Origin of the sequence: Achromobacter sp. JD-1, from assembly GCF_038594925.1 — a bacterium.
GTDB lineage: Bacteria > Pseudomonadota > Gammaproteobacteria > Burkholderiales > Burkholderiaceae_B > Achromobacter > Achromobacter spanius_C.
Genome location: NZ_JBCGCS010000004.1, coordinates 266,852 through 287,005, shown reverse-complemented (window position 1 = coordinate 287,005; position 20,154 = coordinate 266,852). Strand labels below are relative to the sequence as shown.

25 protein-coding genes and 1 tRNA gene are annotated in these 20,154 nt (G+C 61.2%); 5 read left to right on the top strand and 21 right to left on the bottom strand.

Annotated features, from left to right (window positions below; translation table 11 throughout):
* The first annotated feature begins 109 nt into the window (after positions 1 to 109).
* Complete coding sequence (locus WBR68_RS09165) at positions 110 to 1,045, top strand: LysR substrate-binding domain-containing protein (RefSeq protein ID WP_230694006.1); 936 nt, start codon at positions 110 to 112, stop codon at positions 1,043 to 1,045.
* 110 nt (positions 1,046 to 1,155) lie between these two features.
* On the opposite strand, the gene WBR68_RS09160 is transcribed toward WBR68_RS09165, so the two are convergent.
* From WBR68_RS09160 to WBR68_RS09135, 6 genes are all read right to left on the bottom strand, one after another.
* Positions 1,156 to 1,371: a hypothetical protein gene (locus tag WBR68_RS09160; protein ID WP_025135384.1), complete on the bottom strand. Its 216-nt coding sequence runs from the start codon at positions 1,369 to 1,371 to the stop codon at positions 1,156 to 1,158.
* A gap of 102 nt (positions 1,372 to 1,473) precedes the next feature.
* Entirely contained in the window at positions 1,474 to 2,583 is a 1,110-nt protein-coding gene (locus WBR68_RS09155) for an AGE family epimerase/isomerase (RefSeq protein ID WP_050448636.1), read from the bottom strand.
* Between the two features lie 148 nt (positions 2,584 to 2,731).
* Positions 2,732 to 2,944 carry a hypothetical protein gene (locus tag WBR68_RS09150; RefSeq protein ID WP_006218759.1) on the bottom strand — a complete coding sequence of 71 codons (213 nt, stop codon included), beginning with the start codon at positions 2,942 to 2,944 and terminating at the stop codon, positions 2,732 to 2,734.
* A gap of 348 nt (positions 2,945 to 3,292) precedes the next feature.
* On the bottom strand, positions 3,293 to 3,517 hold the full coding sequence (locus WBR68_RS09145; protein ID WP_050448577.1) for a hypothetical protein: 225 nt from the start codon (positions 3,515 to 3,517) through the stop codon (positions 3,293 to 3,295).
* 55 nt (positions 3,518 to 3,572) lie between these two features.
* On the bottom strand, positions 3,573 to 4,319 hold the full coding sequence (locus WBR68_RS09140) for a sulfite exporter TauE/SafE family protein (RefSeq protein ID WP_230694005.1): 747 nt from the start codon (positions 4,317 to 4,319) through the stop codon (positions 3,573 to 3,575).
* Between the two features lie 60 nt (positions 4,320 to 4,379).
* Complete coding sequence (locus tag WBR68_RS09135) at positions 4,380 to 5,291, bottom strand: DMT family transporter (RefSeq protein WP_230694004.1); 912 nt, start codon at positions 5,289 to 5,291, stop codon at positions 4,380 to 4,382.
* A 159-nt stretch (positions 5,292 to 5,450) separates the two neighbouring features.
* On the opposite strand from WBR68_RS09135, the gene WBR68_RS09130 reads away from it, so the two are divergent.
* On the top strand, positions 5,451 to 5,921 hold the full coding sequence (locus tag WBR68_RS09130) for an Lrp/AsnC family transcriptional regulator (protein WP_006218755.1): 471 nt from the start codon (positions 5,451 to 5,453) through the stop codon (positions 5,919 to 5,921).
* Between the two features lie 114 nt (positions 5,922 to 6,035).
* Positions 6,036 to 6,269 (top strand): hypothetical protein, encoded by a 234-nt coding sequence (locus WBR68_RS09125; RefSeq protein WP_050448580.1) that lies wholly within the window; start codon positions 6,036 to 6,038, stop codon positions 6,267 to 6,269.
* Between the two features lie 84 nt (positions 6,270 to 6,353).
* On the opposite strand, the gene WBR68_RS09120 is transcribed toward WBR68_RS09125, so the two are convergent.
* On the bottom strand, positions 6,354 to 6,947 hold the full coding sequence (locus WBR68_RS09120) for a BPSL1445 family SYLF domain-containing lipoprotein (protein WP_050448581.1): 594 nt from the start codon (positions 6,945 to 6,947) through the stop codon (positions 6,354 to 6,356).
* Positions 6,948 to 7,157: 210 nt separating this feature from the next.
* Positions 7,158 to 7,412, bottom strand: coding sequence for a hypothetical protein (locus tag WBR68_RS09115; RefSeq protein WP_050448582.1), 255 nt, complete (start codon positions 7,410 to 7,412; stop codon positions 7,158 to 7,160).
* A 257-nt stretch (positions 7,413 to 7,669) separates the two neighbouring features.
* On the opposite strand from WBR68_RS09115, the gene WBR68_RS09110 reads away from it, so the two are divergent.
* Positions 7,670 to 8,623: a succinylglutamate desuccinylase/aspartoacylase domain-containing protein gene (locus tag WBR68_RS09110; RefSeq protein WP_050448583.1), complete on the top strand. Its 954-nt coding sequence runs from the start codon at positions 7,670 to 7,672 to the stop codon at positions 8,621 to 8,623.
* Between the two features lie 53 nt (positions 8,624 to 8,676).
* On the opposite strand, the gene WBR68_RS09105 is transcribed toward WBR68_RS09110, so the two are convergent.
* Together WBR68_RS09105 and WBR68_RS09100 are read right to left on the bottom strand one after the other, a co-directional pair.
* Positions 8,677 to 9,111: a GNAT family acetyltransferase gene (locus tag WBR68_RS09105; protein ID WP_050448584.1), complete on the bottom strand. Its 435-nt coding sequence runs from the start codon at positions 9,109 to 9,111 to the stop codon at positions 8,677 to 8,679.
* 303 nt (positions 9,112 to 9,414) lie between these two features.
* Entirely contained in the window at positions 9,415 to 10,329 is a 915-nt protein-coding gene (locus tag WBR68_RS09100) for a PhzF family phenazine biosynthesis protein (protein ID WP_230694003.1), read from the bottom strand.
* 181 nt (positions 10,330 to 10,510) lie between these two features.
* Here WBR68_RS09100 and WBR68_RS09095 point away from each other — a divergent pair, with 181 nt between their 5' ends.
* Entirely contained in the window at positions 10,511 to 10,900 is a 390-nt protein-coding gene (locus WBR68_RS09095; RefSeq protein WP_050448586.1) for a hypothetical protein, read from the top strand.
* A 52-nt stretch (positions 10,901 to 10,952) separates the two neighbouring features.
* Here WBR68_RS09095 and WBR68_RS09090 read toward each other — a convergent pair whose 3' ends face one another.
* The 11 genes from WBR68_RS09090 to WBR68_RS09040 form a co-directional block, all read right to left on the bottom strand.
* Entirely contained in the window at positions 10,953 to 11,312 is a 360-nt protein-coding gene (locus tag WBR68_RS09090; protein WP_050448587.1) for an alpha/beta fold hydrolase, read from the bottom strand.
* Positions 11,313 to 11,315: 3 nt separating this feature from the next.
* Positions 11,316 to 12,098 (bottom strand): hypothetical protein, encoded by a 783-nt coding sequence (locus WBR68_RS09085; protein WP_127184125.1) that lies wholly within the window; start codon positions 12,096 to 12,098, stop codon positions 11,316 to 11,318.
* A gap of 114 nt (positions 12,099 to 12,212) precedes the next feature.
* A complete protein-coding gene (locus WBR68_RS09080; RefSeq protein ID WP_230694002.1) occupies positions 12,213 to 12,767 on the bottom strand; it encodes an aspartate carbamoyltransferase in 555 nt (184 codons plus the stop codon).
* Between the two features lie 163 nt (positions 12,768 to 12,930).
* Positions 12,931 to 13,007: transfer RNA gene (locus tag WBR68_RS09075), tRNA-Pro, on the bottom strand.
* Positions 13,008 to 13,251: 244 nt separating this feature from the next.
* A complete protein-coding gene (locus tag WBR68_RS09070) occupies positions 13,252 to 13,695 on the bottom strand; it encodes a MerR family transcriptional regulator (protein WP_050448590.1) in 444 nt (147 codons plus the stop codon).
* Positions 13,696 to 13,753: 58 nt separating this feature from the next.
* A complete protein-coding gene (locus tag WBR68_RS09065) occupies positions 13,754 to 14,095 on the bottom strand; it encodes an integration host factor subunit alpha (RefSeq protein ID WP_006218744.1) in 342 nt (113 codons plus the stop codon).
* Positions 14,096 to 14,098: 3 nt separating this feature from the next.
* Complete coding sequence (gene pheT / locus WBR68_RS09060; protein WP_230694001.1) at positions 14,099 to 16,516, bottom strand: phenylalanine--tRNA ligase subunit beta; 2,418 nt, start codon at positions 16,514 to 16,516, stop codon at positions 14,099 to 14,101.
* Between the two features lie 13 nt (positions 16,517 to 16,529).
* Positions 16,530 to 17,552 carry a phenylalanine--tRNA ligase subunit alpha gene (gene pheS, locus WBR68_RS09055; protein WP_006218742.1) on the bottom strand — a complete coding sequence of 341 codons (1,023 nt, stop codon included), beginning with the start codon at positions 17,550 to 17,552 and terminating at the stop codon, positions 16,530 to 16,532.
* Between the two features lie 77 nt (positions 17,553 to 17,629).
* Positions 17,630 to 17,989, bottom strand: coding sequence for a 50S ribosomal protein L20 (rplT, locus tag WBR68_RS09050; RefSeq protein WP_006218741.1), 360 nt, complete (start codon positions 17,987 to 17,989; stop codon positions 17,630 to 17,632).
* A 15-nt stretch (positions 17,990 to 18,004) separates the two neighbouring features.
* Positions 18,005 to 18,202, bottom strand: coding sequence for a 50S ribosomal protein L35 (gene rpmI / locus WBR68_RS09045; RefSeq protein WP_006218740.1), 198 nt, complete (start codon positions 18,200 to 18,202; stop codon positions 18,005 to 18,007).
* A 416-nt stretch (positions 18,203 to 18,618) separates the two neighbouring features.
* Positions 18,619 to 20,154, bottom strand: coding sequence for a YifB family Mg chelatase-like AAA ATPase (locus tag WBR68_RS09040; RefSeq protein WP_127184122.1), 1,536 nt, complete (start codon positions 20,152 to 20,154; stop codon positions 18,619 to 18,621).

Here is a 20,154-nt window from a genome sequence, read left to right as displayed (position 1 = left end):
ACTCCGAAAAAGGAAGGTGTGGGTTTCAGACAGGCCGCCAGTGTCCAAACTTTACCGTCCCCTTTCAAACGACTATATTGCACTCCTTCATTACCAAAGATCATGCTCGATGCGGCTGCATTCGCCATCCATGTCTGAGTTGCATGCCTTTATCACGGCAGCGCGCTTGGGCAGCTTCACACTGGCCGCCCAGACGTTATGCGTGACGCAGGGTGCCATCAGCCGCGCCATTTCGCGTCTGGAAGCGCATTTCGGCCAGCCGCTGATGCATCGCAATGCGCATGGGTTGACCCTGACCCAGATGGGCCAGAAACTCTACGACGGTGCGCACGGGCCGCTACAAGCCATCGAAAAGCTCAGCACCGAGCTACGCGCCGACGAGCGCCGCCGGCACCTGACGCTATCCATGGTGCCCACGCTGGCCAGCGCCTGGCTGGTACCGCATCTGCCCGACTTCCATCGGCGCCATCCCGACATCCAGCTCAACTTCTCGCCTTATCGCCGCAATGAAGACTTTTCGGGCGCCACGCCGGACGCGAGCATCCTGGCGGGCACGCCCGAGCAATGGCCGGGATGGCAGGCCGACTACGTGATCGGACGCGAAGTGGTGGTGATCTGCCACCCGGACCGCCTGGCCGCGCGCCAGGCCACAGGGCTATGGGACACGCCGCAGGGCCTGCTGGGTGAGCCGCTGCTTTACCACACCAACGGGCAAGACAACTGGGTGCAATGGTTCACTGCCGCTGGCGCACCGCGCTCTGCCGTCACGTTGTCACAGGGGTTCGATCAGGTGTCCATCCTGATCCGGGCGGTCATGGCGGACATGGGCATTGCCGTGCTGCAGCGCTGCCTGGTGCGCGATGAGCTTCAGGCCGGCCGCGTGGCCGCGCCTTTTCCCAAGCTGCCGATACGCTTGCGCCGTGGCTATCACTTGTGCGCCCCGGCTCAGCGGCGTGACCATTATGCGCTGGATTGCTTTCGGCAATGGTTACTGCAAACCGCGCAGGCGGACCCCGACGTCGTGGCGGCGGACCAAGTCCGCTGAGTGCGCCTTGCTTCGGCAGAAACGTCTGGTTTCGTTCGTAAGGAAATTCGTGCAACCAAATAAAACGGGCCTCTTTCCAGAGGCCCGGCTCACATGCGGCGGCGCGACGCTCAAGGCGCCAGCTTGAATCCCAGATCCACGCCCCACTTATCGGTTTCACGCAACCATTTCGCCCCACAACTCAGGCAGCGGAAGTGATCTTCGCGACTCTCTTCGCGCCCTTTTTGTGTGGGATTGGTGAAACCTTGATGTCCCAGATGCGAATGCGGCGCAACGCCGGCAAGGCCCGGGTTAATGCGTTGGCAAGCCAAACACATGACGCTCATTGATGCTTCCCCACAAACAGTGTTACGGAATTGTAAGGGATTTCACCAATGTTTTTCTATCAATTTATATCAATCGAATGACAATAATTGTTAAATGAGCGTTTAAACAACGTTTGGTAATGCCGCAAGACAGGTTGCCAAATGGTAAGGCGACGTTGACGGCATATCGCCGCGCACCACCGCGCCCTGGCCGTCCAGGCACTCGTACCAACCGCCGTCGTGCAGGAAACGGGCGCGGAAACCGGCCATGCCGGATTCCAGAGCGGGCCAATCGCCCAACACTGCCAATGCGCGCAGATATTCGGTCTGCGCCCAGATGCGCCGAGTGTCATCGATGACCGCGCCCGCCTCATCCAACGACGCCACGACGCCCGCGCCGCCCACGTCCACGCCATGCTCGCGAGACCACCGCACGGCGCGGGGCAAGGATTCCACCAACTCCAGGCCCTCGAACACTTCAGCCGCGCCGTGCACCAGCGACAACCATTCGAACTGATGCCCGGGTTCCAGCCGGTTGCCGGCCGAGCCCTGCAGGGCCTCCGATATGCACTGCGTGGGCCCATGCACGAAAAACTGGCTGACGCCTTGCGCCAGCGAACGCAGATGCTGTGCAAACAGCGCGGGTTCCGCCACTTGCGCGGCAGCCAGATAGGCTTCGGTCAGATGCATCATCGGATTTTGCGCCGGCGCTTTCAGCGGGTGCAGAAGATCCGCGCTTAGCGCCGCGTGGTACAGCCCGTCATTTGTCTTGAATCGCGACTCGATCGTGGCCGCCGTCGACAACATCAGCTTACGCGCGTCGGCATTGCGGCTGCGCGGAAAGTACGCGGCGCAGGCCAGCACAATGAAAGCATGCGTATAAAGATCTTGCGTGTCATCCAAGGGGCGCGCATCGGTGTCCACGCTGTACAACCAGCCCCCTTGCTCATTGCGAAACACGCGACATAGCGAATTGAACAGCCGGTCGGCATGCAGGCCGGCTTCAGCGCTTGGCGCCTGGGCAAACACATACAGTTGCCGCGCACAAGCCATCGCACGATACCGGGTGGGCGCCAACGGCTCACCCGTCGCGCCATCCAACGATTCGTAGGGCAGACCCAGTGTTTGATTGAAGCCCCGCCCCATCCACAGAGGCAGGATCACGGAATCAAAATGCGCCCGCAAGGCGCGGGCGTGTTCCGTAAGAGTAAGAGTGGTCTGTGCGGCAGTCATCTTGGAACGACGCATACCCGAAAAGGGCTCCAGGTTTCGGAGCAGCAACGATAACCGAAAATTTCGTCGCAATTTTTTGAGTATTCTCCGCAGCCTCATGCCAGCACAGACCGGTCCCACCGATCAGCTTCGTCGAGAGCTTTGCGCCCTATCGGAAGATGTTTTCCTCGACCCAGTTCTGCGCGAATATTTCCGCGCGATCACGTGCTTCGTCCAACGAAGCGCAGTTGCCCAAGTGGGAAAACGCGGCATCCACCTCGGTGCCGCCCTCGGCCGTTACCGTCAGCAAGACGCCATATCCGCCGGTATCCATGGCCGCCGTGGAAACGTCGATCAGTACTTCCTGGTCACGATGCTGCATGTGCTACCTCCCAGTCGGTTACCTAAACGCGTGAACCACGCGTGACGTTGCGGGAGCAAATTCCCGCGAAATGAATAGACCTGAAAGCGTCACGCAAGTTCATCTTACCGGCGACATAACTTGCGCGGTACGTCCGGAAGATGCCAAATCGCACATTCCGTCTCAGGAGATTCCCGTACTGGCCCATAAATACCCCCTTGAGTGCGACATAAGGCGAAAACATTCGCAAGATGTGCGGCAATTCCGCGCATCTTGCTTCAATGCGCAGTAAGCAGAAAGATTTAAGGGAGTTGAAAGAAAAGCGCGGCCAGGGACTGACCGGCGGGGCGCTTCTTTGCCTGGCGGCGCTCAGCGTACGTGGATGGCGCCAGGCTCTTCCATGCGCAGGGCAAGCTTGCCCTTTTCGGTAATCAACCAACGGCCATCGGGGCCGGGCTGGATGCAACGCAACGTTTGCAGCGCCTGCGAAATTTCAGCAGGCACCACGGCTTGAGCGGCGTCAGGTTCACAGTTGTCGGCCACGATGCGCAGCCAATGACTCAATTCACCTTTCTGGAAACGATGCAATGCCATGCGTAATTCTCTCTTCAATGGCGTAAACGATAGCATGCCCGTCAAGGCCGCCTGGCTACGCCAACAGCTTGGGAACCGAAGAGGCCAGCATCGCCACGCCCGCCAGCGTCAGCAAACCCAGCACGACGCGGCGAAACGTCACATCGCTGATTCCCACATACAGACGGGCGCCCAGTAGCGTCGGTAACAGCATCGCGGGCACGATGATGGCGAAAAGCGGCAACATGTCGCTCGTCACCACACCCGTATAGATGTAGCCCGCCATCGTCACAACCAGCATCGACAGGTTGAAATTCTGGATTACCGAACGTTGCACGTTTCGGTCAAAGCCGCGCAAGGTGCACCACAGCGTGGGAATCACGCCTGTAAAGCCGCCGATGCCGCCCATGATGCCGCCTACCGCGCCCACCAGCCCATCAGCCGTCTTGCCGCCCGCTGTGATGCGGGGCAAGCGTGTGGCGAACAACATCATCGGACACCAGACCGCGAGCAAGCTACCGATACAAACCTTGAATATCACCGGATCCAGATGGGGCAAAAGCATCACGCCAACGGGTATGCCCACCAGCCCGCCCGCCACGAAGGGCAGCAGATGCGCCCACGAAAACCCTCGGCGCACGGTGAACGCCGCCAGCAACTGGCCGGTCAGCCCACCGAACACGGTCATCGCCGCCGCCAATCGGGGGTCTATCGTCCACGCCCAGAATGACATGGCCACCAGCCCGAAGCCGAACCCTGACAACCCTTGCACGAAGCCGGCCGCCACCGCGCCGACCACGACCAATACATATAACGAGTCCATTCTGCCGCGCACCTACAGGTGTTGCCAGGCCCCGCCCGGCGCACGACATTCTAAAGCGTTCTAAGACGGCCGCAGCGCAAGCGGACGCTTCATGCGCGCCGCCAGGGCGGAGGCCGCAACGCTTGCCGCGATCAAGGACAGGCCCAGCGCCAGGTCTGCCGAGATGCGTTCATGAAAGACCGCGGATGACACCAGCAAACCAATAAGCGGCACGCACAGCATGGCAATGGACGTCGCCACGGGCGGCATCTTTTGCGTCATGCCCAGCACCACGATAAATGTCAGCGCGGTAGCCAGCGGGCCGGTGTACAGAATAATGGGCCAGGCGTCGGGCACCGCCAGGAACGTGGGCGCGCCGTCACGTAGCCAGGCCAGCGCCGTTAACGGCAACGTGGCCAGCGCGGTCTGCCACGGGATCATGTCGGCGCCCAAGCGCACGTGGCGGCTGCCGCGCAGTTGGATGATGTTGCACGCCCACGCGAACGAGGCGCCCAGCAGCATGATCAGGCCGATCGCCGTATGCGCCTGCCACGGGCTGAACGCGGGCGCCACGATCACGGCTATGCCCGCATAACTGAGTGCCGTTGCCAGCCATTGGCCCGCGCTCAAGCGCTCTTTCAGAATCAATGCCGACAACGGAATGACCCATATCGATGTGGCATAAGCAATGACGGAAGCCCGGCCAGGCGCCACGTATTGCAGCGCCCACAGCGCCAATGCCGTGAACGCGGCCATTTGCAGCAACGCCACGCCCACCACCAGCGGCCATTCCTGCCGCGTGGGCAAGCGCATCCGTCCCAGCATCGCGAGCACCACCACGCTGATCAGCGCGGCCGATCCGAAACGGCTGGCCGCCAGCCAAAGCGGGCTCATGTGCGCCAGCCCCATCTTCATGACGGGCCAATTGCCGCCCCAGATCAGGACCGCGCCCGCCAAGGGCAAAAACCTGCGCAACGTACTTTGCTGACTCATCACTGCCCGATCTACCGCTTGAATATTCCGCACTTTTGCCGATTGGCAAAAGGAAGGAATAGTCTATAGGGTAAACCCCAGCACATTTCACCTGAATAGACTCCGATAAACTCCTGCCTCAGCATGAATGCACTGCCGATCGACAAAACTAGGTGACTTATGCCGGAAATCAACCTGGATGCAACCGACATCCGAATCCTGAACGAACTACAACGTGATGCCCGCCTGACCAATGTGGAGCTTGCCGCCCGCGTCAACCTATCGGCCTCACCCTGTCTGGCCCGCGTGCGGCGCCTGGAAACCGATGGCCTGATCGACCGCCGCGTCACCCTGCTGAACGCGCGCAAGCTGGGGTTGAAGGTCAACGTCTTCATCCAGATCTCGCTGGACAAGCAACGCAAGGCGGCACTGGACGTCTTTGAACGTGAAATCGCCGTGCTGCCGGAAATCATGGAGTGCTATCTGATGTCGGGCGACGCCGATTACCTGATCCGCGCGCTGGTGCCCGACGTGGATGCGCTGGAACGCCTGATCGTCGAACACATCACCCGCATCCCGGGCGTTGCCAGCATCCGCTCAAGCTTTGCGTTGAAGCAGGTGCTCTACACCACCGCCGTCCCGCTTGCCTGACGGACGTCGCAGCGTGATCGACGCGCTTGCGGGATAAGGCGGTCGCCCGCACAATGCTTGCGTCGGCGCCGACGGTGCGCCGGCCTCCCTCCCATCGCTTAGCAAGGAGCAACCATGCCCGAAACAGAATGGTCCCCCGGCAGCACGCTACCCGATCGTCAGGGTTACTTTGAAGTGGAATTTGACACAGGCGAAACCGAAATCACGCGCTACGGCATGCTGGGCTGGGAACCCGAGCCCGAACGCGGGCGCATCCTGCGTTGGCGCGGCCTGGACCCCGATATCGAAGAAGCTGAAATCCAGCGCGAAAGCGCTGTGCGCCATAACGGCGACAACCTTATCGGCTGATTTGCCATGATTCACTAATGGCCAGCCGAATATAAAAACGCCGCGGAAACGAATGATCCGCGGCGTTTTTCATGGGGAAAGATCTTACCAGTCGAGCTTGGAGATCTTGGTGCCCGCCAACGACACGCCTGCCATCAGGCCGCCGTTATTCATGACGAAGCCAACAATCGGCTGCTGCGCGGTGTTGGTGTCAATGCGGCCATTTGCGCCGATATTCACCACAGCCACCGTGGCGTCCGCGCCCACCGTCCAACCGCTGCTATTGCGGAATTTGGTCAAGGCGTCATCCGTCATGAACAACAGCACCATGGCCTTGGATTGCGCACCGGCCTGGAAGCCGATAGAACCGGCCGTCGTGCTGTAGTAGCCGGCATTGGAACCGCCCACACGCAACACCCCCTTGCCATGCTCGGCGCCCACAATGAAGCTGCCGCTCAACACATCAGGAAACACCAGTACGCCCTTTGCACGCGCCACCAGTTCCTTGGATTGGGGCGACGCCTCGTAGAGTTTGGTAAGCGTTGCGTTGGCCGCGCTATTCATCGAGTCGCGCTTCTCCGTGGCCGTGGCGGAGGATTGGGGCGTGGTAGTGGTGCAACCCGCGAACAGCAGGCCCGCTACGCCAATCGTTGCGGCCGCAAGGCCTGCACGACGCAGGACAGGAAAAGTATCAAGCATGGAACTCTCCTTTCTTGTTGTCATCCGCCACCAATGTACCGGCCAAACCCGTCGGAGCACGGCGTCGGATTGTGATAAACGAAACAAAACCTACCTGCTGCCGCCTCGACCACGGCGGGTATTTTTCAACAACCATGCGCCTGCGCACCTGAAAGCACGCGCATGGCCACTGCAACATTTCGTAGAGGAATCACTTCCCCTGCGACATGGCTACAGAATGCCGTAGCGGGGCTCGCCAGTCGCCGAGTCCACCGACAAAATCGCCGACAAGACCAGTTCAGCATGACGCCGCGCCACATCGGCGTCGGCGAACGTCACGAAACGCGGCAGCGACCAGCGTTGCTGTCCACCGTCATTGCCCACCCGGCTCACGATTATCTCGATGGCCAACACGCCTGCATCCAGGCTTACGATTTCACAACCCACTTGGAAACCATCGATATGCCGTTGAGGCACCGCGCCCATTCTTCTCGCTCCTGAAATCGAACTCACCGCGCGCAATATGCCAAAAAAAAATCGCGCTGAAAAGCAATGGTTTCAATGGGTTATGAAGCACTATGCCGCCTAGTACGGACGCATCTTGCGAATGGTGGAGGGCAACGAAATTTCCCCCGTTTTGTGCCATTTTCAGATTTTTTGCGACAGCGGAAAAAACACGCGATAGACCCGCGCCAGATACCCGGGGGTATATTGCAACGTTCAACAAGAAACCAACCATCCCCATGCAAACCACAGCTTTCGAACCCGACACCGCTCCCCTTGAGGTTCTGCCGCGCGACCTATCGGCATACCGCGAAGGCAACACCGGCATCCCTTATGTCCATCGCTTCGAGTCCGGCGTGCCCGGCCCCCATGTACTGATCAACGCCATCACGCACGGCAACGAAATCTGTGGCATGGTTGCCGCCACCCATTTGCTGGACACGGGCGTGCGGCCCAAGATCGGTACGCTGACCGTCAGCTTTGCCCATGTCGAAGCCTATGAAGCCTTCGACATCGACAACCCCTACGAAAACCGCCAGCTTGTCCACAACTTGAACCGCATCTGGTCCGCGTCCATGCTGGATGGTGCCGAAGACAGCCCCGAATTGCGTCGCGCGCGCGAGTTGCGGCCGGTATTGGACGCGGCCGACTTCGTCCTGGACATCCACTCGACCCGCGCGCCGGTGCAACCCTTCTGGGTTTACAACGAGATGGACCGCAACACAGCATTGGCCGCGGCGGTGGGGGCGCCGGCCATACATCTGGTGATGCCGCAGCACAAGTTTCCCGGCACGGGCGTCATGGGCTATGGCCACCATGGTGACCCGGCGTCTGACAGCGGCGGCGCGCTGGTGGTCGAATGCGGCCAGCACTTCGCGCGTTCGGCGGCCGAACTGGCCACCGACGTGACGCTGCGCTTTCTGGCCCACACCGGCTTGATCGATGCGCCCCAGGACGCCGCGCCCCCGCCCGTGCCGCAGCGTTACCGCCTGCTTGAAGTACACATGGTGAAGTCTGAAGACTTCCGTTTCACCCGCCCCGTCATCGGCTTTGAGACCTTCGACAAAGGCGAGCTGATCGCCATCAACGGCGCCGAAGAAATCCGCTCGCCATGCGACGCCTGCACGATCTTCATGCCCACCCGCATGCCCATCGTGGGCCGCGAAGCGGTTTATCTGACGGTTGCCATCTAAGCGTCATGACCAAGCGTTCAAAATCGGATCCCTGGGTGTCGTAAGCACCGCTCTCAGATATCCGGAATCAGGCGCTTGCCCAGGCTTACGACCTCATCAAGTTGAAAGCCCAGGCTTTTGTAGAAGCCCTGCACGCCCAGGTTGCCCGAACGAATCAGCAGGTTGATCTTCGGGCAACCCATATCGTGCAAGCGGCGTTCAAGGGCGTGCATCAGCATCGTGGCGTAACCCCGCCGTTGATACGAAGGCGACACCGCCAGGTAGTTCACCCAGCCGCGATGCCCGTCATAGCCGCCCATCACCGTCGCAACGATGGCGCCGCCAATCTCGCCCACCAAAAACAGATCGGCTTGCACGGTGAGCTTGCGCGCGATGTCCTTGACTGGATCGTTCCAAGGGCGCGTCAGGCCGCAGTCGCGCCATAACTGGATCAGGGCCGTCTCATCGGCGGAGTGATATGGCCGGATGGCCAAGGTTTGAATAGTCATGCTTCGTTCCTGTAGAGAGGAAAACGAAGACCGGACGAACCGCCTCGAACACGGCATTGCAAGCAAAGTGGGCACCACAAACCTGCAAACAAAAAGGCCACGAGGGGTATCGTGGCCTTCAGGGGACAGCGCCGCCTGCGCAGCGCCTTGTCGTGACCAGCCACTCAACGTAAGCGTCGAGTGACTCGTCGGTAATCTGCCCGGCCTGTCCGGCATTTCCGGCATTTCCGGCATGCGGGAGCTGAATGCAGTGAACTCATGCGAGCCAGCATACACGGGCCCCCGCGCGCAATCAAGATGGATTCAGCCCTGCTCTGGCGCGGGCAACGTGCCTTCCATCACCACCACCGCATTGCCCGCCACGCTCGCCCATACGCCATCGGCGCGGGGTTCGGCATGCGCCAGCAACAGGCTGGCCCGCCCCATGTCCACCCCCTGTCCTACGCGCAATTCCAGTTTCCCGCGCCCGCGCAAGGCGGCGCGTAACGCCGTGAAGGCAGCCGTGGCGCTGCCCGTCGCGGGGTCTTCCGTCATGCGGCCGGTAAACATCCGCGCCTGAATATCGGTTGGGGCGTCGATGGTATCGCCACGCGTGTCGGTGGTGTAGACGTAGATCGACTTCGCCCCATCCAACGGCAGCAGCGCCGCGTAGCCGTTCGAATCCGGCGATGCACGGCGCAAGGCGTCGCGACTGGCCAACTGCGCCACCAGGAAGATCAGCCCTACCGACACCACCTGCGGCGCGTGCTCGGACGTGTCGATGTCGGACGGCTCCAATTTCAGTGCACGAGCCAGGGCCTCGGCGGAAACCTCGCTTGCACGCATCAGCGGCTGCGGCGCTTGCAGCTCCACGCTTTCCACTCCCTTCGCGCCCGAGCGCAAGGCGATACGCACCAGGCCCGCCGCTTCTTCAAATACAAAGGCCTCCGGCGCCGGGCGGCCAGCCGCAACCATTTCGCGCGCCAGCACCACCGCGGTGCCTACGTTGGGATGCCCCGCGAACGGCACCTCGCGATCCGGCGTGAATATCCGCACCCAGGCCGTATTGGCGCGGTCTTTCGGCGGCAATACGAAGCTGGTTTCGGAGTAGTTGAATTCGCGGGCAATGCGCTGCATCTGCGCACTATCCAGCCCGTCGGCGTCCAGCACCACCGCCAGAGGGTTGCCGCAATAGGTTTGCGTGGTGAATACATCGGCCGTCACATAGCGGTAGCGCATCAAAGGTCTCTCATTGGCGTGTGAATGGAAACAGTATGCGCGCCGCTGCATGCGTGGCGACAGGCACAGAATGCAAGGACTTTCGCCATAACAGCGCGGCACGGGCGCGCAGGTCGAGTACCCTGTCTTCCTGAGCCGTCCTCGCGGCTCGCAGCGCGCTTACTCCAGCAAGGAATGCACCATGGAAAACCCTTTTGGCGACGCCGAAGAACCCGCCATCGGCCACCGGCAATATCTGATCTTGATCGCGGCGTCCAAAGACAACGCCTCACTCGCCCAAAAGCAGCTTGAAAACCTGAAGAAGCACGTAGATGACCGCGCCGCGCCTCTATGGATCGATGCCAAGGGTATTGGCGTTTTGCTCACGACGGATATGGTGGCCTCGGAAATCTGGCGCGCCATGTTCCAGAAGGAACCCGGCCAAGACCTTGGCGATACTCGCAACATGCTGGTGTTGGAACTAGGCAAGGACTGGGCAGCACGCCGCGACGACAAGATCGAACACTGGCTGGCCTCGCACGTCGGCACCCCGCTGGCGCCAATGCCGCGCGGGGCTGGCAAGAAGCGTTGAAACCAAGTCCTGTAGCGCTGAAGTCGGTGGCGCTGACGTCTGTGGCGCGCGGTCAGGCCTGGTTGGCGATGCGATTGATAAACGCCAAGATCTCGGCGGTCAGTTCGACCGGTCGATCCAAGCTGGGCAAATGGGCCGTGCCTGGCAACGCCTGACCGGTGCCCTTCGCCAGCATCGTCACCACCTGCCTGCTACGTGCCTGAATATGTGGAAAATCGCGGTCACCCCACATCACCAGCGCCGGCTTGCGAATCTCGTTCAGACGGTCGTAGGTGGGCAAATCATCTAGGCTTGCCCCACCATACGGCGACTGCAATATGGCGGCGTGCAAGAACACCACCGGGTCGCCGCTACCCTCAGCTTCCGCAAAAAGCGTCGCACGACCGCAACGGATTTGATGTTGCGTACGCATGGCTCACACAAGCACGCCGGGATCGCTCGAGGTATCGGGAGCCCGCGGCACGGACTCGCGATACGCCACTGCGCACATCATCGTCACGATCACAAGCATGCCGATGCTGATCAGCATGCCGGCTACGCTGAACCCAACGCCAGACGTCGTCGGGAAACGCGCCACGTCCGCCACCATGGCCTTGGTAAAGCCCACGGACACGAGCAAGACAAACAGCGCAGTCACCAAAGGCCAACGCTTGAAACGCATCGCCCCCCGCATTGCATTGAAGCCATATTCACCCGCCGCCACGGCGTGCACCCAGCTCAACGCCACCACCGCGCCGGCATACACAAACGGCACCCAAAGCAGGCCCAGCACAATGAACAGCGCGAGGAAGAACCCGGTATCGCCCACGCCCTTCATCGCGAAGTAAAGCAATATTGGAATATCAGCAGACGCCCGCAATATCGCGCCCACCACGACCACAAAGAGCACCAGCAAGGCCAGATGCTTGGCCTCGGCATTACCCCCTCGCGCAAGCTGTGTCGCTGCCTCGTCACGGCCGACAAGCATCGCAAGCCAAGTAAAGGTCAACCGCGCCAACGCCAGCAGGCTCACCATGGCCAGCAGTAGAAACACAAACTGCATCGTGCCCACGGAGGTGGACACCAGCAACGCGAAGGGCAGCGAAACAATGAATGCGGCCAATGACCCAGGCGCGACCGTCATCATTCGACGGCCTTGTTGGCGGATGGCCTTGAAGGTCAACGCGATAAACCGGGTTCCAGCGAGTTTGCTAGCCACAGGCTTGCCTTTAGGTGACTGAGATGGAGCAGTACGTTACACCAGAGTCCGCGATTTTCGTTGTCATGAACGCAATGGTGGCTCCGGCAGGCAAGACGCCGGAAAGGCTATCAGTCAATGAGGATCAAGCGCTTCAACAGCATCGTTGCCATGATCAGAAAGCTGGGCATCAAACCACTTATGCAACGCACCTACCAGATGCGCATCGTTCGCTTTGTACGTCAGTTGCGCTCCGCCTTTGACGTCTTGGTAGGCAATCTCGAGTTGCCCAGGGCTGGCTTTCTTTAGCTCAGCCAAGCCTGGCATGTCTTGGCCATGGATGTGGCTCGGACCCGAGAAGTCTCCTTTCAAGAACTGCGCCTGGATTTCCCGCAAATGCCGCCGAATCTGCTCGACTTGGTCGGCGTCTGACGCGTCCTTCACCACCACACGTTGAACTCCACCGTCCGCACTCTTGGTGAAGATATGGGTCGTGGCCGACAAGCTGAAGGGCATAACCTCTTTGCCTCGTTGGGAAACCTCTGTCTGACGTTGCGCGTCAGCCTTCCCTTTCATGTGAGCCGCATGGTCCATCTTGGAATGATCCATCGGCGATGAATCCGTGTTCTGCGCTTGAGCGAAACCAATCAAAGCAGAAAAAGCGAGCGCGACTGCAATTAGCTTCCGCATTCTTGATCTCCGGTTATGTTGCCGCGCAAATGCTCGACGCGCCAATGATCAAACGCCTGCGTCGACGGTATTGCGCCATCAACAATAGAGCAAAGCCCCCAGAACATCGCACAATGAGAAAGGGGGTTAGTGATTTTCATCACTAACCCCCTTAGGGTATTGCTGGTCGGGACGGCGGGATTCGAACTCGCGACCCCTTGCACCCCATGCAAGTGCGCTACCAGGCTGCGCTACGCCCCGAAAGAAAAAGAGTATAGCAGAACAAAAAATTGTTTGCACGGATTGGTGCAAAAAAAGTGCTGAATACTCAAAAAAATTTGCGCCTCATGATCGTCGCTTGCATCAGCTACATACAAGACGGCGCATGACGCGCAAAGGCACTACGACTTGCAACGCACGTTGCTGGATCAGCTTCGCGCGTTGCGGATATTGCGTGTTGTCGGAAGATCGTTGACGACGATGAAGCGATCGATACGCGCAGCGCTCAGACCGCGGTGCCAACGTTGCTGCTGCTTGCCGTATTGGCGCTGCTGGCTGCATTTGCAGGCAGGCCCAAAGCATCCGCCAACATCGTCGAGACGTTGGCGAGTTCGTTGCGCAAGCCTTGCATTTCGGCGCCAGACAAACGCACCGCTGCGTCTTGATCGTGCGGCATATCGCGCGCGTCGCCCAAGCGATTGCGTGCGCCGCTGATCGTGAAGCCTTGTTCATACAGCAAGGAACGGATGCGGCGGATCAGCAGCACTTCGTGATGCTGATAGTAGCGGCGGTTGCCGCGCCGCTTGACCGGCTTGAGCTGGGTGAATTCCTGCTCCCAGTACCGCAAGACGTGAGGCTTTACGCCACACAGCTCGCTGACTTCACCAATGGTGAAGTAACGCTTGGCGGGGATGGGCGGTAGCGTAACGGTGGATTCAGTACGTGTCATAAGCGAATTTTATGCCGCGAGTAAGCCGGGTGCCGATAACAATTACCGACAAAGCGTATCACTCCGCGGCGTCGGGTGCAGCAGGGGTGGCCTGCTCCACCACGCTCTTGAGTTTTTGACTCGCGTGGAACGTGACCACGCGGCGTGCGGCGATGGGAATGGTCTCGCCGGTCTTGGGATTGCGGCCCGGGCGCGGTGGTTTGTCACGCACCTGGAAATTGCCGAAACCCGAGAGCTTGACGGAATCTCCGCGCGCCAGCGCGTCGCGGATTTCTTCGAAGAAGGTATCGACAATGTCCTTGGCTTCGCGCTTGTTCAAGCCGACCCGCTCGAAGAGCAGTTCGGCCAGCTCAGCCTTGGTCAGGGTGCGTGGCTCGGCAGCAAGCATACTGTTCCCCATGGTTCATGTACGCTGGCGCGCGCCGTGGGCACTGACCAATGCATCCTTGATGCGGGACAGGCAATCCGCCACACGAGCTTCGTCCAGGGTGACCTCAGTGTCCTGTAGCCAGAAACGGAAAGCAAGGCTTTTCTCCGTGACGGGCTCGGCGCCCTGGGCCTTCTCGCGCCACACGTCAAACACACGCGCGTCTTGCACAACAGCCAGTTGCGCATCGGCCTTGACCGCGGCGAACACGGTGTCCAGCATCGATTGCGTCGACACCGCGGCGTCCACCCACAGCGCCAGATCGCGTACCACCACCGGCTGACGCGATAGCTCGCGCACTTGGGGCAGCTCGCCTTCAGACAGCGCGTCCACGTCAAGCTCAAACACGACGGGAGCATGCGCCAGGTCGGCTTGTTGCGCCCAACGCGGATGCAATTCGCCGATCCAGCCCACTTGCTTGCCGTCCAGTTCGATGCGGGCGCTGCGGCCCGGATGCAGTGCCGGATGGGCGGCGGCTTCGAAACGCAGGCGGCGGCCGCGCGCGCCGAACAGCGCCTCGACATCCATCTTCACGTCAAAGAAATCGACCTGACGCGTGGCGATGCCCCACTGCTCTTCAACGGCCGGGCCCCAGGCAGCGCCCGACAGACGCATTGGCTGACGTACGCCCGCAACTTCCAGGGGACCATCTTGCGCACTGGCGTCGCGCATGAAGACGCGGCCCAGTTCGAACACACGAACCCGCGACTGCTTGCGGTTGGCGTTATGACGGATGTTGGCAACCAGACCACCAATCAGGCTTGAACGCATGACCGACAAATGGCTGGCAATCGGGTTCACCAGGCGCACCGGCGTGTCGTTGCCAGCGTAGTCGCGTTCCCAATCGGCTTCGACGAAGCTGTAGTTGACGACTTCCTGGTAGTCCTGGGCGGCGGTCAGGCGGCGCAGCGCATGCGCGCCACGATGCACTTCAGGCTGCGAGAACATCTTGGCGCGCGCCATCGGTGGCACATCGGGAATGCTCTCGAAGCCGTAGATGCGAGCCACTTCCTCGATCAGGTCTTCCTCGATCTCAAGATCAAAGCGGTACGACGGCGGGCTGACGATGAAGTCATCGCCTTCAACCGTGAATTCCAGGCCCAGGCTGGCGAAGATCTTCGCGACCTGTTCCTGCGTGACGGGCACGCCCAGCACGCGATGGCAACGCGCCAGGCGCATGCGCACGGGCGGACGCGCCGGCAGGTTCACGATTTGATCGTCCAAGGGGCCAACCTGGCCGCCGCAGATATCAACGATCAGACGCGTGATGAATTCAATGTGCTCGGGGATGCTGGCGTAGTCCACGCCGCGCTCGAAGCGATGGCTGGCTTCCGAGCTGAACTTGTAGCGGCGTGCGCGGCCAGCAATGGCTTGCGGCCACCAGAACGCGGCTTCCAGATAGATGTTCTGCGTGTCGAGCGTGACCGACGTGGCTTCGCCGCCCATGATGCCGGCCAGGCTTTCCACCTGATCGCCAGCGACGACGACGCCCACCTTCGGATCCAGCGTGACGGTCTGGCCGTTCAACAGTTCCAGCGTTTCACCTTCGCGCGCCCAGCGCACGGAGATGTCGCCGCCGATCTTGTCCAGATCGAACACGTGCGACGGACGGCCCAGCTCAAGCATCACGTAGTTCGAGATGTCGACCAAGGCCGACAGCGAACGTTGGCCAGCGCGCTCAAGACGCGACTTCATCCAGTCGGGCGTTGCGGCACGGGCGTTCACGCCGCGGATCACGCGGCCGGCGAAACGGCCGCACAGATCAGGGGCTTCAATCTTGACGGGCAGACGCTCGTCAAGCTGCACGGGCACGGCAACGGCCGTGGGCACGGACAGCGGCGCACCCGTCAGCGCGGCCACTTCACGCGCCACGCCAAGGATTGACAGACAGTCGGCGCGGTTGGGCGTGAGCTTGAGCGTGAAGAGCGTGTCGTCCAGGTCGAGCGCTTCGCGGATGGACTGGCCGGGCACCATATCGGCGGGCAGTTCCAACAGGCCGGCGTGGTCTTGCGACAAGCCCAGTTCGCGGGCCGAGCACAACATGCCCGACGATTGCACGCCACGCATTTTCGCGACGCCGATCTTCATGCCGCCGGGCAGTTCCGCGCCCACGCGAGCCAGCGGCACCTTCAGGCCAGCGGCCGCATTCGGCGCGCCGCACACGATTTGCAGGCGTTCGCCGGAGCCATCATCCACTTGGCAGACGCGCAGCTTGTCGGCGTCGGGATGCGGCGCGATCTCGACGATGTGGCCCACGACCACACCGGTAAAGGGCGGCGCGGCGGGCGCGGTGTCTTCGACTTCCAGGCCGGCCATGGTGAGCCGGTGCGCGAGTTCATCGGTTGCGATCGGAGGGTTGACCAGCGTACGCAGCCAGGATTCGGGAAATTGCATGATCAGCCGTCTGTTATTCGTTGAACTGGCGCAAGAAGCGCAAATCGCCTTCGTAGAACTGGCGCAGGTCGTTGACGCCGTAGCGCAACATCGTCAGGCGCTCAAGTCCGGAACCAAAGGCAAAGCCGATGTAACGCTCGGGATCAAGGCCGAAATTGCGCACCACTTCGGGGTGCACCTGGCCCGAGCCGGAAATTTCCAGCCAGCGGCCACGGTTGGGACCCGAGGTGAACATCATGTCGATTTCGGCAGACGGTTCCGTGAACGGGAAGAACGACGGACGGAAACGCACGACGAGATCATCGCTTTCAAAGAAGCAACGCAGGAAATCGGTGTACACGCCTTTCAGATCGGCAAACGAGATGTCCTCGGCGATCCAGAGCCCTTCCACCTGGTGGAACATGGGCGAATGCGTGGCGTCGCTGTCGACGCGATAGGTGCGCCCAGGTGCAATCACCTTGATGGGCGGCTTGTGCATGCGGGCGTAACGCACCTGCATGGGGCTGGTGTGCGTGCGCAGCAGCAGCGGCAGGCCGTCGGCGTCGTTCATGTCGACGTAGAACGTGTCCTGCATGGAACGCGCCGGATGGTCCAGCGGGTTGTTCAAGGCGGTGAAATTGGTCCAGTCGTTTTCCACTTCGGGGCCGTCGGCCACGTCAAAGCCAATGGAACGGAAGATGGCTTCCACACGTTCCCAGGTCCGGATCACCGGATGGATGCCTCCAGGCGCGCGACCGCGGCCCGGCAGGGTGACGTCAATGGTTTCAGAGGCCAGTCGGGCGTCCAGTTCCGCCTGCGCCAATGCGGCGCGGCGCGAATTCAAGAGCTCTTCGACTTGTTGCTTAGCCTGATTGATCCGGGCGCCCATCTCGCGCTTCTGCTCGGGATCGAGTTTGCCCAGGCCTTTGAGCAGCACCGTCAGTGCGCCTTCCTTACCCAGGAATCGAGCCTTTGCGTTCTCAAGCGCGGCGGCATCCGTAGCCGCGGCGAACCGTTCTTGCGCCTGGGAGACCAGGTCGTCAACCAATAGAGTCATGAAATCCAGCCTTCAAAACGCAAACGGGGCTATTACAGCCCCGTTTGCAGCGATGCGCGATGAGTTAAAGCGCGCGATCAGGCAGCCAAGGCAGCCTTGGCTTGCTGCACGATGGCGGCAAAGCCGGCCTTGTCGCGCACGGCCAGATCAGCCAGGACCTTACGGTCGAGTTCGATCGAAGCCTTCTTCAGACCAGCGATGAACACGCTGTAGCTGACGCCATGTTCGCGGACAGCAGCGTTGATACGCGTGATCCACAGAGCACGGAACGTGCGCTTCTTGTTACGACGGTCGCGGTAGGCGTATTGGCCAGCGCGCATGACTGCTTGCTTGGCAATACGGAACACATTACCGCGGCGGCCACGGTAACCCTTGGCGGCGGCAATGACTTTTTTGTGACGTGCGCGGGCAGTTACGCCGCGTTTGACGCGAGGCATATTAAGACTCCCTTATCAAGCGAAAGGCATCATGGCCTTGACGGAGGCCACGTTGGATTCATGAACGGCCGTCGAGCCGCGCAATTGACGCTTGGCCTTCGTGGTCTTCTTGGTCAGAATGTGGCGCTTGAACGCCTGACCGCGCTTGATGGAGCCGCTGCCGCGAACCTTAAAGCGCTTGGAAGCGCTTTTCTTGGTTTTCATCTTGGGCATGATGATTCCCTAAACTTAAACTCGTTGTTGATTTGACATGACGCGAGGTGCTTGGGCGCTGGTGGCTGGCAGCCCGAGGGCTGGTACCGACACAACGGCAAGACTTGTAAACCTGTTGCCACTTCTTGGGGGTGTTGCTGGGGTATTGCTGGGGTAGTGCTAGGGTATTGCTACCGGCAACGCCTGACTTGAAGCGCCACCGCTTTCCTGAAACCGTTTTCCTGAAAACCGCTTCCCGGAAACTTCTTTCCGGAAACCAGTTCCCTGGAATTTCTTTCAGGATCTCTCCCCAGGAACTTGGCAAATAAGGAGCCCAGACCCGGGAAAGCCTTTGATTATATGGTGATTTCCGGGTTGTTGTCGAGCCGGAATGCGGAAAAACCCGGAGCGGATGCTCAGCCGGCTTCCCAGCAACCCTACAAACCCGGCCGGCGGTATTGAACCGCCTGCGCGACGTGACCGGCGCCCAGCTCGTCCGCCCCATCAAGATCGGCGATTGTGCGAGCAACCCGCAACGCCCGGTGCAGGGCTCGACCAGACCCGGACAGGCGGCGCATGGCCTGGAAAAGCAGCGTTTGGGCGTCTGCCTGCATCACGCAGTACTGATCAAGCTCCGCGCCGCTCAACGCGGCATTCAGCTTGCCCTGCCGGTCATGCTGGCGCTGACGGCACCGCCTCACCCGCTCCAGGACATGGCGGGAGGCCTCGCCCGCCGGCCCCGCCATGGACTCCGGATCGGAAGGCGGCAGCGACATGTGCAGGTCGATTCGGTCCAGTAGCGGCCCCGATATCTTGCCCACATAGCGCGCAACTTGGTCGGGGCTGCATACACAGGCCCGCACGGGATGCCCGCGCCATCCGCATGGGCAGGGGTTCATCGCAGCGATCAGTTGAAAGCGCGCCGGAAACTGTGCGGCGTGCAACGCTCGGGCGATAACCACCCTGCCCGCTTCCAACGGCTCGCGCAGTGCCTCCAGGGTACGCCGACTGTACTCGGGTAATTCGTCCAAGAACAGCACGCCATTGTGCGCCAGACTGATCTCGCCGGGTCGCGGCCGGCTTCCCCCTCCTACCAACGCGGCAACCGACGCGGAATGGTGCGGCGAGCGAAACGGCGGCTGGCCCATCAATGTTTGCGGCATGCCCGCCAAGGTGGCAACGGCCGCCGCCTCCAGCGCCTGAGACCGGTCCAGTGGCGGCAGCAACCCTGGCAGACGCGCCGCCAGCATGCTTTTACCCGCGCCGGGCGGGCCGACCATCAGCAGACTGTGTCCGCCCGCCGCAGCCACTTCCAAGGCCCGCCTGGCGCCAGCCTGCCCTCGCACATCGGACAGGCATGGCCCGGGAGGCGCTTGCGGCCACGCTTTTGGGATGGCGTCGGGCAGCAAGTGCGCGCCCGAGGCATGCGCGGCAACGTCCGCCAGGCTGCGTGCCGACAAGACACGCAAGTCCGGCACCCAGGCAGCTTCTTCGGCACTGCCCGTCGGCAAAATCAGCGTGGCGCCAGGGGCATCGCGGGCGACGCTCAGCGCAATGACCAAAGGCGCGGCAACCGGCACCAAAGCGCCTGTCAGGGACAGCTCGCCCGCAAACACCAGATCCGCCAGCGACGGATCTGACACAGGCGGCTTGCCCGCTACATCGTCACCCCCCACAGGCGCGGCCAGTTGGCCAGATGCCAACAACAAGCCCAACGCGATGGGCAGATCAAAACGCCCCGATTCCTTCGGGATGTCGGCTGGCGATAAATTCACCGTGATCCGGCCCGACGGAAAATCGAATCCGCTGTTCAAAATCGCAGCGCGCACGCGTTCGCGGCTTTCGCGCACTTCCGTGTCGGCAAGCCCCACGACGTTGAAGCTGGGCAGCCCCGGGCCCAAATGGGTCTCGACCCGGACGGCATGCGCATGCATGCCGCTAAGCGCGCGGCTGGCAAGTACGGCAAGCGTCAA